The sequence below is a fragment of the Streptantibioticus silvisoli genome (assembly GCF_027947535.2).
Taxonomy (GTDB): Bacteria; Actinomycetota; Actinomycetes; order Streptomycetales; family Streptomycetaceae; genus Streptantibioticus_C; species Streptantibioticus_C silvisoli.
This window is the reverse complement of sequence record NZ_JAAGKO020000039.1, coordinates 40,857-54,223: the sequence shown is the minus strand read 5'-3', so window position 1 is coordinate 54,223 and position 13,367 is coordinate 40,857. Positions and strand designations below refer to the sequence as shown.

Genomic DNA, 13,367 nt, shown 5'->3' with positions numbered 1-13,367 from the left:
CGAGCCGCCCGCCGACGCGCGGCCGGCCCGCCGGCGTGACCCGACCGGGCCGAGCCGCCGCCGGCGAGAGGCATCCGCCCGGGGACGGGAAGCGTTCGAACCTTGGAGTGATTGCATGCCGGTGCCCGACCGCTACCTGTACCGCGCGCCCAGCGACGTCCCGTACTTCAGCTCGGACGGCGACACCTACCTGGCGCAGACGATGCTGCGCGACCTGCGCAAGACCCGGCCGCTGCGGGTGCTGTCGCCGGAGGACTTCGCCTTCTGGCAGACCTACGGATACGTCGTGGTGAAGCGCGCGATACCCGCCGACGCGGCCAAGCGGCTGCTGGACTTCGCCTGGGACTTCCAGGGGCTCGACCCCGAACGGCCGGAGACCTGGTACCAGGACCGGGAGTTCCGGTCGGACCTGGACCGTGAGCTGCACATCTACGGGTTCGTCGAGGCGTACCACCACCAGCTGATGTGGGACAGCCGCCAGGCGCAGCGGGTCTACGACGCGTTCGTCGACGTGTGGGACTGCGAGCAGCTGTGGGTGACCCTGGACCGGCTCAACCTCAACCCGCCCAACGTCCGCAACCGGGACCGCGCGCTCATCGCGCCCACCGACCAGGGCTTCGACATCGAGCTGCACTGGGACGTCGACACCACGCTCGGCGTGCTGCCGCAGCGGGTCCAGGGGATCATCGCCCTGAACGACACCCGGCCGGACCACGGCGGCTTCCAGTGTTCGCCGGAGCTGTTCCGCCGGTTCGACCCCTGGCGGGTCGCCCAGCCGGCGGACCGCGACCCGATCCGGCCCGCGTGCGACCGGGCGGAGTTCCCGGTGGTCCGGCCGGAGCTGGAGGCCGGCGACCTGCTGATCTGGAACGGCCTGCTGGCGCACGGCGTGGCGCGCAACACCTCCGACAACGGGGTGCGGGCGGTCCAGTACCTGTCCATGATGCCCGCGCTGGAGTCGAACGAGCGGCTGCGCGCGTCCCGGGTGGACTCCTGGCGCAACCTCAGCACGCCGGACTGGAACGCGACGCTGGTCGGCGACGCCGACAAGCACGAATCCCTCAGGTACGGCACCGCCGAACTGACCGGCCTGGGCGCCAGGCTGCTGGGCCTGGAGTCGTGGAGCGGGCCGGAACGCGACGTGACGACCGGAGAACCGGCATGCGCCGAATCTGTCTGACCCTTCCCACCAACCGGGCCTGCGCCGAGGCGATCACGGCCATCGGCGAGGAGGCGGCCTACGCGGCCGGGCACTTCGACGTCGAGGTCCACCTGCTGATCCTGGACTCCTCCGCCGCGCCGGTGTTCGCCGCGCACGCCGCGGTCGTCCGGGAGCTGCCCGCGGTGCCCGGGGTGGTCGTGCACCACTTCGACGAGGCGGTGCAGCGGGACTTCCTGCGGCAGGTGATCCACCGGGCCGGCCCGGCCAAGCCCGACCTGATGCTCGACCTGATGCTCCCGGCCGCCCTGTCGTACGGGGCGTGCACCAACCGGGCGTTCCTGATCGCCGCCGCGCTGGGCTGCGAGTCCGTGCACCGCAGGGACTCCGACAGCCGCTACCAGACCGTCGACGGCGTGCCGGTCTTCCCCGTGCACCACGAGCTGACGTCGATCGGATCGCGCGCGGCCGACGCGGTGGGCGGCGTGACGCGCAGCACGCTGGACGCCCGGTACGCGGACCGGCCGGTGACGATGGTGGGCGCGTCGTTCGTGGGGGAGTTGTCGGTGGACATCGGCGACATCCTCGAACGCGACCGTGACGTCTACCTCGACATGGTCGGCCTGTGGGCGCCGGCCGAGTGGTCGGCCGAGCGCAAGCGGGAACTCGCTGAGGAATCGTTTCTCGGGGCCGGCGCCGAGGTGTTCACCCGGGACGACTCGACCCTGACGGTCGTCGACCCCATGCGGGTGGACATGTGCAACATCAGCTTCCACCGGGTGCACGAGAGCGTGCCGCTGCCGCCCGCGACCGACACCATCGGCAGCGACTACTTCCTCATGCACCTGGTGGAGTCCGCCGCGCTGCCCGGCGTCCTGCACAACCGGCACATCGTGAACTACTACACCGGCGAGCGCAGGACCCCGCAGGGATTCATCGCGTACCAGACGCGGTTCGTGAAGTTCGTGCTGTCGATGCTGTACCTCAACCACGTCTACGACCGGATGGCCCAGGCCGGCGAGTCGCTGCTCGACGACCAGTACCGGGTACGGGCGTCCGTGGTCGCCGGGTTCGTCCGGGAGAGCACCGGGCTGGACCGTTCGGAGAACGTCGCGCGGCTCGACAGCCTGGACCGGTCCTACTGCCGGCTGGGCGACCGGTACGCGCAGTTCGCCGACGTCCTGGCAGCACGCCGCGAGCGGCTGCTCGCCGAGGCCCAGCAGGACACCGAGGACTTCGCGCTGCTCATCGAGGCGTGGGAGCCGATGGTGGCCGCCGCCCGGCTCACCCGGCCGCGTTCCGTTCAGCGCCAGCCGGACCGGGGCAGCCGATGACCCACGAGACGGCCCACGAGACGGCCCACGAGACGGCCCACGGGAACTCACCGCTGCTCGCCGCCCTGGCGGCCGCCACCGACGACCGGATCATCTTCGACCTCGCCGGGATCGAGGCGCGTTACGCGTCCTTGGTGCGTGAACTGCCCGGCGTGGCCGTGCGGTTCGCCATGAAGGCGTGCCCGGTCGACGAGGTGCTGGCCTGCCTGGCGGCGGCGGGCGCCGGGGTCGACGCGGCCGGCCCGAACGAGATCGTGCAGGCGATCAGGGCCGGCGTGCCGGTCGACCGCATCCACTACGGCAACACCGTCAAGTCCGACCGGAACATCGCCGACGCCCACCGCCTGGGCATCGGGCTGTTCGCGACCGACTGCCTGGAGGACGTCCGGGCGATCGCGGAACACGCCCCCGGCGCCCGGGTGTTCTGCCGGCTGGCCACCGACGGCGAGGGCGCCCTGTGGGGCCTGAGCCACAAGTACGGGTGCTCGGCCGCCGACGCGGTGGCGGTGATGGAGGCGGCCCGGCGGGCGGGGCTGACCCCGGCGGGGCTGTCGGTCCACGTCGGGTCGCAGCAGATGACGGCCGACGCCTGGCGGACGGCGTTCGACCGGCTGGCGGACGTGCTCACCGCCCTGGCCCGGCGCGGGATGTCGCTGGACCACGTCAACATGGGCGGCGGCCTGCCGGCGCTGGGCTACCTCGACCACCGCGGGCAGCAGCTGGACCCGCCGCTGGACAAGATCTTCGTCGTCGTCCGCGAGGGGATGCGCCGGTGCCGGGAGATCGCCGGGGCCGGCCTGGACTTCGTCGTGGAACCGGGCCGCTACCTGGTCGCCGACCACGGTGCCATCCGCGCGCACGTGGCCCGGCTGACCGTACGGCACGGCCTGGACGGACAACCGCGGCGCTGGCTCTACCTCAGCTGCGGCAAGTTCAACGGCCTGTACGAGATGGACGCGTTGCACTACCGGCTCGTCTTCCCCACCCACCGCGACGCCGCCGGGGTGCCGGCCGTCGTCGCCGGTCCCAGCTGCGACAGCGACGACGCCTACTCCCACGAGCACGGCCTGGTCCAGGTGCCCGAGGCGGTCGTCTCCGGTGACCCGGTCTGGGTGCTGTCCTGCGGCGCCTACGCCATCAGCTACATGACGCGCGGGTTCAACGGCTTCAGCCCGCTGCCGTACACCTGGATCCGCGGCGAGGACAGCGGCCCGGACGACCAGCGGCCCCGACTGCCGGAAGGGGTGCGGTAGATGACGCCGCCGACCCGGATACGTGAGGTCCGCGAGGGGGACTGGGACGCGATCGTGGCCCTGGAGGCCGCCGCGTACGAACCCCTCGGGCTGTCGGAGGAACGCGCCGCGCTGGAGTCCAAGGTCCGCGCGTCACCGCGGACCTGCTTCGCGCTGGACCTCGGGCAGCGACTGGCGGGCTACCTGCTGGCGCTGCCCTACCCCGAGAGCCGGTACCCGGAGCTGGGCGGCCCGGAGGAGACCGCCTTCACCTCCGCCAACCTGCACCTGCACGACTGCGTGGTGGCCGCTGACCTGCGCGGCCGGGGACTGGCCGGGCACCTGCTGCGGCACCTGCTGTCGACCGCCCGCACGCACGGCTACCGGAGCGTCTCCCTGGTCGCGGTGGCCGGCACCGAGACCTTCTGGGCGGCCAACGGATTCACCGGCCACCGGGAAATCGCCCTGTCGGAGGGTTACGGCGCCAACTCCGCGTACATGTCCATGACGGTGCCGGCGGACCCGTCCGGCCACCCGAAGCCGACCGGCGCCTCCCCGCGCGGGTCATCACCGCAAGACGGAGTGGGCTGATTCACATGTTCCGCGTGCACGATCCTTTCCGCCGGGCGCAGTTGGCGATCGCCGCCCTGTTCTGCGCCCTCGGATTCCAGTACGCCACCTGGGCGTCGCGGATTCCCGCGATCAAGGCGCACCTCGGCCTGACCACGGCGGAAGTGGGCCTGCTGCTGATGGCCGCCGGCATCGGCGCGGCCGCGTCGTTCCCGCTGGTGGCGTCGCTGATGAGACGGCTGGGCTCGCGCCGGCTGGCGCTGTTGTCGGCGCTCGGCCTGGCCCTGCTGCTCTTCGCGCTGGCCGCGGCGCCGGACTACCCGCTCGCGCTGCTGGTCATGTGCTGCGACGGCGTCCTGGTGGGCTGCCTGAACGTGGCCATGAACGCGCAGGGCGCCGCGCTGGAGGTGGAGTACCGGCGCAACGCCATGGCCAGGCTCCACGCGACGTTCAGCGCCGGGTCGCTGTTCGCCGCGCTCCTGGCCTCCGGCATGAACGCGCTGACCTCGACCGTGGTGGCGCACTTCGGCGTGGCCGCCGTCATCCTGGTGCTGCTGGTCGCCTACGCCGGGCCCGGACTGCTCACCCGCGACCAGCCGGCCCCGGTCAAGGAGAAGAAGACCCGCCGCAGTTGGAGCCTGCCGGCCCGCATGACGCTGTGGATGGGCCTGGCCATGGCGTTCGGCACCATCACCGAGGGCGCCATGAACGACTGGTCGGCCCTCTACCTGCGCAACGTCGCCGCCGCGTCGGCGGAACTGGCGCCCATGGGCATCGCCGTCGTCTCGGTCATGATGGTGCTGGCCCGCCTGTTCGCCGACGGCTGGCGCAGCCGCTGGGGCGACGCCCGCATCGTCCGGGTCGGCAGCGCGGTGGCCGGGCTCGGGCTGGCGGTGGCCCTGCTGGCCGGCGGGGTGGTGCCGGCCCTGCTCGGGTTCGCCTGCGTCGGGCTGGGCATCGCGGCGGTGACCCCGTGCGTCTACGTGGCCGCGGCGGCGCGCGGTTCCGACGCGCTGACCCTGGTCGCCGCCATGGGAACGACGGGCCTGCTGGCCGGGCCGCCGGTCATCGGCTTCATAGCGAGCGCCAGCAGCCTGGTGTGGGGCCTGGGAGCGGTGGCCGTCTCGGCGGTCATCGTCTCGCTGTGCAGCCTGCGGATCCGCTGGACCGACGCCGCCGAACCGGCCGCCGCCGGCCTGACCGACGGAGCGCCGGCCCCCGAACCGGCCGCCCCCGCCCACCCGTGAGCACGCCGAAGCCCCCGGCCGTCGATCCGGCCGGGGGCTTCGGCACGCGCACCGCGCTCCACCCCGCAGGGCGGGTCCGTGCTACCCGTTGCGGCGGCGCGGGGTGCCGGCCACCGGGCGTGCGGGACGGGCGGGGCGGCTGCGGCGGCTTCGGGAAGCGGAGGCCGAACCGCCGCCGGCCGGGGCGCGCTTGGGGCGTTCCGGGGCCGGGGTGTTGATGACGACCGGCACGCCCGACGGGGTGCGGGCACCGGTGATCCGGGTCAACTCCGCCTCGCCGGAACGCACTTGGGTCGCCGTGGGCGTGACACCGGCGTCGTTCATCAGCCGGCTGACCTCGGAGCGCTGGTGCGGCAGCACGAGGGTGATGACGCTGCCGGACTCGCCGGCCCGGGCAGTGCGGCCGCCGCGGTGCAGGTAGTCCTTGTGGTCGGCGGGCGGGTCGACGTTGACGACCAGGTCGAGGCTGTCGACGTGGATGCCGCGCGCGGCGACGTTGGTGGCGACCAGCACCCCGACGTCACCGGTCTTGAACTGGCTGAGCGTGCGGGTGCGCTGCGGCTGGGACTTGCCGCCGTGCAGCGCGGCCGCCCGCACCCCGCTGTTCAGCAGGTGCTTGGTGATCTTGTCGACGGCGCGCTTGGTGTCGAGGAACATGATCACCCGGCCGTCGCGGGCCGCGATCTCGGTGGTCACCGAGTGCTTGTCGGCCTCGTGCACGTACAGCACGTGGTGTTCCATCGTGACGACGGAACCGGCCGACGGGTCGACCGAGTGCACCACCGGGTCGTCGAGGTAACGCCGCACCAGCAGGTCGACGTTGCGGTCCAGCGTCGCGGAGAACAGCATCCGCTGCCCGCCCGGCCGCACCTGGTCCAGCAGTACCGTGACCTGCGGCATGAAGCCCATGTCGGCCATCTGGTCGGCCTCGTCCAGCACGGTGATCGCGACCCGGTCCAGGGCGCAGTCGCCGCGCACCACGAGGTCCTTCAGCCGTCCCGGGGTCGCCACCAGGATCTCCACGCCGCCGCGCAGCAGACCGGCCTGCCGGCTGATCGACGTGCCGCCGACCACGGAGGCGGTCCGCAGCCGCAGCGCCTGGGCGTACGGGGTGAGCGCGTCGGTCACCTGCTGGGCCAGTTCGCGGGTCGGTACCAGGACGAGGGCCAGCGGGTGGCGCGGTTCGGCGCGCTGCCCCGCGGTGCGGGCCAGCATCGCCAGACCGAACGCGAGCGTCTTGCCCGATCCGGTGCGCCCGCGGCCCAGTACGTCCCGGCCGGCCAGCGAGTTCGGCAGCGTGGCGGCCTGGATGGGGAACGGCTCCCGCATGCCCTGGGCGGTCAGCGTCTCCAGCAGCGGCGCCGGCATGCCGAGGTCGGCGAACGACTCCACCGGCGGCAGCGCCGGCGCGATCGGCACCGGTACGGCGAACTCGCCGGTCACCGCGACCGGACGGCGCGAGCCCGCGGAGTTGCCGGACCCCTTCGACCGCGCCGGGCCCTGCGAACGGAACCGGCCGCGCTGTCCGGACCCGGAACCGCCGCCGGAACCCGAGCGGTTGCCGCCGTTGGCGCCGGAGCCGGAACGGGAACCGGAGTTCGCGCCGTTGCCGGAACGGGAGTTGGGGTTGCCGCCGGAGGCGGACCGGGAGCCGGACCCGGAACCGGAGGTACCGCCGGAGCGGGAACCGCCGCCCGCGGCGGAGCCGGAACGGCTGCCGCCGGAGTTGGCGCCGGAACGGCCGCCGGAGCCGGCGCCGGAACCGGTGGGTGCGCCGGAGCGCCCGGGGCGATCGTTCGTGCCGGTCGTGCGTTTCATACGAAACCTTCCTCGATGCGGCACGTATCGGGGAAGCCTCGCGGGAATGAGCAGCGCGGGGTCGCAGGCACGGGCCGGATGAAAAACGAAATCCGAACTCCCGGAATGTTTCCGGTACTTCGGATACTTCGGCGGGGCCGGCATTACCCGGAGGAAATGTCGGTCCTGCTGCGTGAACGGGTGGGGCGGTCGAATGGGGATGACTCCCCATTCCGCCTCGGGCGTACTGCCGGACTTGCCTTCGGCGGACACTCAGGACGTGCCTTGGCGGACTCCGGGGCTGCCCCGGCGGTACTCCGGTGCGCTCCGCTGGAATCCGGCTCGGTCACGGGGTCCGCCGGACACCGCGGGATTTCCCGCCGACCGCGTACTCCGGACGGATCGCCGTGCGATGACCGGCGGGCCGTCAGCGGGCGCTCGATGGGAATCCGGGCAGCCGCTGGTGCGATTCCAGGTCCGCGCGCCGCGGATCGCGACGGTGGCACTTGTCGGAGCCGTGCCGTACGGGTCCTGCGCTGTGCTGATCCTCGGCGGGGGCCGGCCGTTGCCGTCCCTCGCTGCCGCGCGCGGCCGTCATGGCCGCGCGGGATGGGGCGAAAAGAGACGAAGCCGGGGCCCGCACCCCAAGGTGCGGGCCCCGGCCACGTGAACGCGTCAGCGTCAGGCGGGAACGATGTTCTCGGCCTGCGGGCCCTTCTGGCCCTGCGTGACGTCGAAGTTAACCTTCTGGCCTTCCTGAAGCTCACGGAAGCCGGACGTGGCGATGTTCGAGTAGTGGGCGAAAACGTCGGCGCCGCCGCCGTCCTGCTCGATGAAGCCGAAGCCCTTTTCCGCGTTGAACCACTTCACGGTGCCAGATGCCATGTTGTTCTCCCTCGGGGCAGTGCCGGGGCCGCACTGTGCGACCTCCGAGTTGCCGCGATGATTGACCCTTCCGGCAAAAAGCACCGGCAAATGAAAAAGTGCACCCGCCGACCGTGAAGCCGGTGAGGCACTTGAAGTTTGGGGAACCACAACTGCAACTGAGGACGAAGATAGCATGGCGTGCCCTGCTGGGCGAGGCGTGCCCTTGCCACGACGTCCCGGTCGGTTGAACTCTTACTTCGCGTGCCACTGATTTCTGCACCTGGGGCCGTAGATATTCCGCCCCCGGTGGAGTGCCGCCTCAGCCCGTCCGGTCGCCGCCGCCGTCCTGGTCGTCCCGCAGCCGTTCGTTGAGGCGCAGGGCCTCATCCAGTTGGTCCTCCAGGATGACGATCCGGCAGGCCGCGTCGACCGGCGTGCCGTGGTCGACGAGGTCGCGGGCGCGGGCGGCGATGCGCAGCTGGTAGCGGGAGTAGCGGCGGTGGCCGCCCTCGGAACGGAGGGGGGCGATCAGGCGCGCTTCACCGACGGCGCGCAGGAATGCCGGGGTGGCGCCGATCATCTCCGCGGCGCGGCCCATGGTGTAGGCCGGGTAGTCGTCGTCGTCGAACCGGTCGACCGTGCTGGGGCGGGGCTCTTGGGTCACATGCACCTCTGTCGTGTACGAAAGAAAATCTAGTCGCCGGAGTTCGTCATGTCTACCGCGACGGCGACAGATTTTTCCCGCTACCGGAGAGAGCATATGCGCTTCCCCGCGATTGCCGCCGGAACGATTCGCCGCGTCGGGGTGTGACGCGGCACTCGTCCCCCGCCGTGCCGGGCGCCGACGCGGTCGCACGAACGGATGACGACCGGCCGCCACGAGCGCCTCCGGCCCCACCGCACGCCCCCCACCAGCGCACCCGTCAGCGACCGGTACGTCCCCCGTGCCGGGGCGGCCGGCGACCCGGCCGGCGCCGCGGTCCGCCCCGGAACGCGACACGGATCACAGCGGAGCGCGGCGCAGGACGGCGTACGGCAGACGGGAGGGTGCGAAGGACGGCGGAGTGCGGCGTGCGGGGGACGCCGTACGGGAGACGGGGGACGGTCACGGCACCGGGATCGGGCGCAGCCTGCGCAGGGTGACCGCCGACAGCAGGGCGACGGCGATCAGGACCGCGCAGTAGGCGGAGACCCCGTTCCACGCGCCGGAGGAGTAGAAGACGCCGCCGAGGGAGCCGCCGACCGCGCTGCCGATGTAGTAGCAGAAGAGGTAGACGGCGGCGCCCTGGGCGCCCAGCGAGCGGGAGCGGGCGCCGACCCAGCTGCTGGCGACGGCGTGCGCGGCGAAGAAGCCGACGGTGAAGACCACCAGGCCGGGCACGACCGCGCCGAGCGCGGGGATCAGCATGAGGGCGAGGCCGGTGAGGGTGATCGCCAGCGCGGGGGCCAGGACGCGCGGGCGGCCGTAGCGGTCGACCAGGCGGCCGGCCGTCGCGGAGGAGAACGACCCGGCGATGTACGTGGTGAACAGCAGGCCGGCCGTGGCCTGCGACAGCCCGAACGGCGGCGCGATCAGCCGGAAGCCCAGGTAGTTGTAGACGGTGACGAACGCCGCCATCGCCAGGAAGCCGACCAGGTAGAGCCGTTGCAGGCCGCTGTCGGGCAGGGCGCGGGCGATGCCGGACGCCAGCGCGCGCGGGTTCGGGTCACGCCGGTCGAACCGCACCGACGCCGGGATCAGCAGCCGGAACCCCAGCGCGCTCACCGCCGCGAGCACCCCCACCCCGCCGAGCGCCCACCGCCAGCTGCCGGTGACGTCCAGGATGCCGTCGGCGATCAGCCGGCCGGCCATGCCGCCGATGCCGTTGCCCGCCACGTACAGGCCCATCGCCTGGCCCAGCGACGCGCGGTCGACCTCCTCCGCCAGGTACGACATCGCGGTGGCCTGGAGTCCGGCCAGCGCCATGCCCTGAAGCACCCGGATGACCAGCAGCGTGCCGAAGTTCGGCGCGAACGCCGCCGCCACGCCCAGCACCGCCGCCGCGCTCAGCGAGGCGGTCATCATCCCGGTGCGGCTCCACGCGTCGGACACCGCGGTCAGCGGCACCACCAGGACGGCCATCGCGGCGGTCGAGACCGAGACGGTCAGCGAGGACGCGGCCGGCGACAGGTGCAGGTCGTGCGAGAACGCCGGCAGCAGCGCCTGCACGCAGTACAGCGTCATGAAGGTGGTCATACCGGCGGCGAACAGCGCCAGGGTCGCCCGGCGGAAGCCCGGCGTACCCCGCAGGTGCGCGGGCGGTATCGAGACGGCGGCGCGCACGGGCGCGGGTAGGGCGCTCTCAGTCACCCAGGAACGGTAGGCAGGGCGGCGGTGATGCGTCCAATGCATCAAAGCATCCAATACATTCCCTGTATGGAATGGTCTGATGATCGGCGTCAGCTGATGAGCCTGTGCCCGGACCTGGTGCGGTTCGCCGCGGTCGCCCGGCTGGAGCACCTGTCCGGCGCGGCCGACGAGCTGGGCGTCCCGCAGTCCACCGTCAGCCGCAGCGTCGCCCGGCTCGAACGCGCCGTGGGCTGCCCGCTCTTCGACCGCGAGGGCCGCGGGCTGCGGCTGACCCGCCAGGGCCGGGTGTTCCTGGGCCGGGTACGGACCGCGCTGGACGAGATCGCGGTCGGCGCCGATGAACTGCGCCGGGCCACCGACCGGCCCGGCGAGATCGCCCTCGGCTTCCTGCCGGCGCTGGGCACCGCGCCGGTGCCGCAACTGGTCAGCTGGTTCCGCGCCCGGCGCCCCGGTGTGCGGTTCCGGCTGGTGCAGTCCAACGCCGAGGGGCTGCTGGCGCGACTGCGGTCCGGCGAGGTCGACCTGTGCCTGACCTCGCCGCTGCCCGACGAGCCGGATGTCACCGCGACCCCGGTGGCCCGCGAACCCCTGCGGCTGGTCGTCCCGGCCGGCCACCGGCTCGCCGGCCGCGGCGCCGTGCGGCTGGCGGACGCGGCCGGGGAGGACTTCGTGATGGCCACCGCCGGGTACGGGCTGCGCCGGCTGGTCGACGACCTGTGCGCGGCGGCCGGATTCACCCCGCGCGTCGCGTTCGAGGGCGCCGAGATCTCCACCATCCGCGGGTTCGTCGCCGCCGGGCTCGGCGTCGCCGTCCTGCCGCCGCCGTCCGTCGCCACGCCGGGCCTCGTCGACCTCCCCCTCACCGAGCCCACCGCCCACCGCACCGTCGGCCTCACCCACGTCACCGCCCGCCACCGCACCCCCGTCACCGCCGACTTCGCCGCGATGGTGCTGACCCGGGCGCAGGAGTGCTTCGGGGGCGCGGAGGGGGATGCGGGGGGTGCGGATGCGGGGGTTGCGGGTGCGGGGGTTGTGGGTGCGGAAGGGGGAGGTGGGTGAGGCGGGGGCGTGGGCGACGTCAGGGGGCGCTCACCGGTCTCCGTGGGCCGGCCAGGGCTGAACTCCTTTACGGCGGAACGCTGTTCACGGTGGACGGCGGCACCGCCGACCGTACGACCAACGCAGGCCGGGCGGCTGGACGTTGGGTGCCGTTTCCCCCGCTCACCTCCCCAACAGCTGGGCCCCCGAGCCCGGTTCGCCCGGCCGTGCCGCCTCCCCGCCCGCCGTCACCGCCGCATGCCGGGCCGCCGTCACCGTCACCGGCCGCGCTGTCCGGGACCGCCGGACTCTTCGTTCCCGGCGCGGTCGTTGGAACCTCCGGAGCCACCGCGGCCCTCGGAATCACCGGAGCCGCCGGGGCCGTCCGAGCCGCCGGAATCACCGGGGCCGTCCGAGCCGTCCGACCCCCCGTTCCCGGGAGGGCCGGCGGGGTCGCCCGAAGTGCCGTGCCGGTGCGGGGAGTTGCGCCCACCCGTGTCCTCCCGATCCGTCCTCCCGGGCAGGTCGATCTCCGCCCACGCGACGCCCGTGCCCGACGTCAGGTCGTGCCCGTAGTGGTCCGCGGTGCCGAGTGCCGCGACGATCGCGGCGAGCGACTCCAGGCCGATCGCCTCCGGCACGTCCGCCTCGACCCGGATGGCGTCCGGGGTCTCGGTCGTGCGCGCCTCGGTGCCGGTCGCCGCCGCCAGTCGGCCGGCCACGGCGCGGGCGCGGGATTCGGGTGAACGCACGGGTGTCCTTGGTGAGCGGTTCATCACTGATCGTAAGGCTACTTAAGCAGATTGAACCTGATGCAGTAGCTTTGTCAACGACGTCCGCTTGATGGTCGAATGGGCACTCTCTGGGCGGCCCGCGGGGCAGGCCCAGGGGCAGTTTCTGCAGAGAGCCCTCAACACAGCAGGCGGGAGACCGCGGATGGCACGCGAGGCCCCTTACCTCGAAGTCGCCGACGACCTGCGTCGTCGTATCGAGCGCGGTGAGTGGCTGCCCGGCGCCCGGCTGCCGTCCCGGGCCCGGCTCGCGGTGGAGTACGACGTCGGCCGCAACGTCACCCAGCGGGCCGTGGACCTGCTGATCATCGAGGAGTTGCTGGTGGGCCGGGCCGGCTCCGGCACGTTCGTCCGGGAGCCGCGTGAACGCAGACGCCTGGTGCGTTCGGTCGGCCGGGACGTCAACGCCGCGATGCTGGCCGGCACCGACATCATCGAGCTGGGCCGGTCCTCGATCAGCCTCGCGCGCAGCAAGGTGGCCCCGGCGCCCGCCGACATCGCGCGGCGGCTGCGCGTCGCCGAGGGCGACCTGTGCATGCGGACCCGCTACGAGTTCCTCGCCGACCGCCGGACCGCGCAGCTCGGCATGAGCTGGGAACCGGTCGCCGTCACCGGCGGCTCCTCGGTGCACATGCCGGAGATGGGCCAACTCCAGGGCCTCAGCGTGGTGGAACGCATGCGGATCATCGGCGTCACCGTCGAGTCCGCCAAGGAGACCCTGCGCCCGGGCCGTGCCAACCGCCTGGAGGCGGCCCGCCTCAGCCTCAACCCCGGCGACCTCGTCACGCACATCGAGCGCACCTTCTACGACTCCGACGGCCGCCCGGTCGAGACCGCCGACTTCACCGTGCCGGACGTCCGTTACGAGATCGTCTACGAGATCGGCACGCCGCAGGACTGACCGGGGCCGGGGCGGTCGCCGGCGGACGGGGCCGGGGCGAGGCGGCGGGCGCCGGCGAACGGCGCGCTGACGGGGTCGCCG

12 protein-coding genes are annotated in these 13,367 nt (G+C 73.0%); 7 read left to right on the top strand and 5 right to left on the bottom strand.

Annotated elements, in window-relative coordinates:
• The first annotated feature begins 115 nt into the window (after window positions 1-115).
• From POF43_RS23525 to POF43_RS23505, 5 genes are read left to right on the top strand one after another with little or no spacing between them, the layout of a single operon-like run.
• A complete protein-coding gene (locus POF43_RS23525) occupies window positions 116-1,180 on the top strand; it encodes a phytanoyl-CoA dioxygenase family protein (protein ID WP_271324912.1) in 1,065 nt (354 codons plus the stop codon).
• On the top strand, window positions 1,162-2,493 hold the full coding sequence (locus tag POF43_RS23520) for a DUF6271 family protein (RefSeq protein WP_271324913.1): 1,332 nt from the start codon (window positions 1,162-1,164) through the stop codon (window positions 2,491-2,493). The genes POF43_RS23525 and POF43_RS23520 overlap by 19 nt, the downstream gene beginning before the upstream one ends.
• Window positions 2,490-3,746: an alanine racemase gene (locus POF43_RS23515; RefSeq protein ID WP_271324914.1), complete on the top strand. Its 1,257-nt coding sequence runs from the start codon at window positions 2,490-2,492 to the stop codon at window positions 3,744-3,746. Before POF43_RS23520 ends, POF43_RS23515 begins: the two co-directional genes overlap by 4 nt.
• A complete protein-coding gene (locus tag POF43_RS23510) occupies window positions 3,747-4,316 on the top strand; it encodes a GNAT family N-acetyltransferase (RefSeq protein ID WP_271317020.1) in 570 nt (189 codons plus the stop codon).
• 5 nt (window positions 4,317-4,321) lie between these two features.
• A complete protein-coding gene (locus tag POF43_RS23505) occupies window positions 4,322-5,542 on the top strand; it encodes an MFS transporter (RefSeq protein ID WP_282704737.1) in 1,221 nt (406 codons plus the stop codon).
• Between the two features lie 81 nt (window positions 5,543-5,623).
• Here the strand turns inward: POF43_RS23505 and POF43_RS23500 are convergent, their stop codons facing one another.
• From POF43_RS23500 to POF43_RS23485, 4 genes are all read right to left on the bottom strand, one after another.
• Window positions 5,624-7,360 (bottom strand): DEAD/DEAH box helicase, encoded by a 1,737-nt coding sequence (locus POF43_RS23500; protein ID WP_271324909.1) that lies wholly within the window; start codon window positions 7,358-7,360, stop codon window positions 5,624-5,626.
• A gap of 660 nt (window positions 7,361-8,020) precedes the next feature.
• Window positions 8,021-8,224, bottom strand: a complete 204-nt coding sequence (locus POF43_RS23495; protein ID WP_010985872.1) for a cold-shock protein — start codon at window positions 8,222-8,224, stop codon at window positions 8,021-8,023.
• Window positions 8,225-8,525: 301 nt separating this feature from the next.
• Window positions 8,526-8,870, bottom strand: a complete 345-nt coding sequence (locus POF43_RS23490) for a MerR family transcriptional regulator (protein WP_271316294.1) — start codon at window positions 8,868-8,870, stop codon at window positions 8,526-8,528.
• A gap of 441 nt (window positions 8,871-9,311) precedes the next feature.
• On the bottom strand, window positions 9,312-10,556 hold the full coding sequence (locus tag POF43_RS23485; RefSeq protein WP_271316295.1) for an MFS transporter: 1,245 nt from the start codon (window positions 10,554-10,556) through the stop codon (window positions 9,312-9,314).
• A 66-nt stretch (window positions 10,557-10,622) separates the two neighbouring features.
• Here POF43_RS23485 and POF43_RS23480 point away from each other — a divergent pair, with 66 nt between their 5' ends.
• Window positions 10,623-11,615 (top strand): LysR family transcriptional regulator, encoded by a 993-nt coding sequence (locus POF43_RS23480; RefSeq protein ID WP_282704736.1) that lies wholly within the window; start codon window positions 10,623-10,625, stop codon window positions 11,613-11,615.
• 257 nt (window positions 11,616-11,872) lie between these two features.
• On the opposite strand, the gene POF43_RS23475 is transcribed toward POF43_RS23480, so the two are convergent.
• The gene (locus POF43_RS23475; protein ID WP_271322995.1) at window positions 11,873-12,346 is read right to left on the bottom strand and encodes a hypothetical protein; all 474 of its coding nucleotides are present in this window, start codon (window positions 12,344-12,346) and stop codon (window positions 11,873-11,875) included.
• A 184-nt stretch (window positions 12,347-12,530) separates the two neighbouring features.
• Here POF43_RS23475 and POF43_RS23470 point away from each other — a divergent pair, with 184 nt between their 5' ends.
• Window positions 12,531-13,286, top strand: a complete 756-nt coding sequence (locus tag POF43_RS23470) for a GntR family transcriptional regulator (protein ID WP_271322996.1) — start codon at window positions 12,531-12,533, stop codon at window positions 13,284-13,286.
• Window positions 13,287-13,367: the final 81 nt, after the last annotated feature.

Excerpts from the sequence above, each read along its gene's own strand:
- POF43_RS23495 (WP_010985872.1), bottom strand. The coding sequence starts at position 8,224 with ATGGCATCTGGCACCGTGAAGTGGTTCAACGCGGAAAAGGGCTTCGGC.
- POF43_RS23510 (WP_271317020.1), top strand. The coding sequence starts at position 3,747 with ATGACGCCGCCGACCCGGATACGTGAGGTCCGCGAGGGGGACTGGGAC.
- POF43_RS23505 (WP_282704737.1), top strand. The coding sequence starts at position 4,322 with ATGTTCCGCGTGCACGATCCTTTCCGCCGGGCGCAGTTGGCGATCGCC.
- POF43_RS23520 (WP_271324913.1), top strand. The coding sequence starts at position 1,162 with ATGCGCCGAATCTGTCTGACCCTTCCCACCAACCGGGCCTGCGCCGAG.
- POF43_RS23480 (WP_282704736.1), top strand. The coding sequence starts at position 10,623 with ATGGAATGGTCTGATGATCGGCGTCAGCTGATGAGCCTGTGCCCGGAC.
- POF43_RS23500 (WP_271324909.1), bottom strand. The coding sequence starts at position 7,360 with ATGAAACGCACGACCGGCACGAACGATCGCCCCGGGCGCTCCGGCGCA.
- POF43_RS23470 (WP_271322996.1), top strand. The coding sequence starts at position 12,531 with ATGGCACGCGAGGCCCCTTACCTCGAAGTCGCCGACGACCTGCGTCGT.
- POF43_RS23525 (WP_271324912.1), top strand. The coding sequence starts at position 116 with ATGCCGGTGCCCGACCGCTACCTGTACCGCGCGCCCAGCGACGTCCCG.
- POF43_RS23515 (WP_271324914.1), top strand. The coding sequence starts at position 2,490 with ATGACCCACGAGACGGCCCACGAGACGGCCCACGAGACGGCCCACGGG.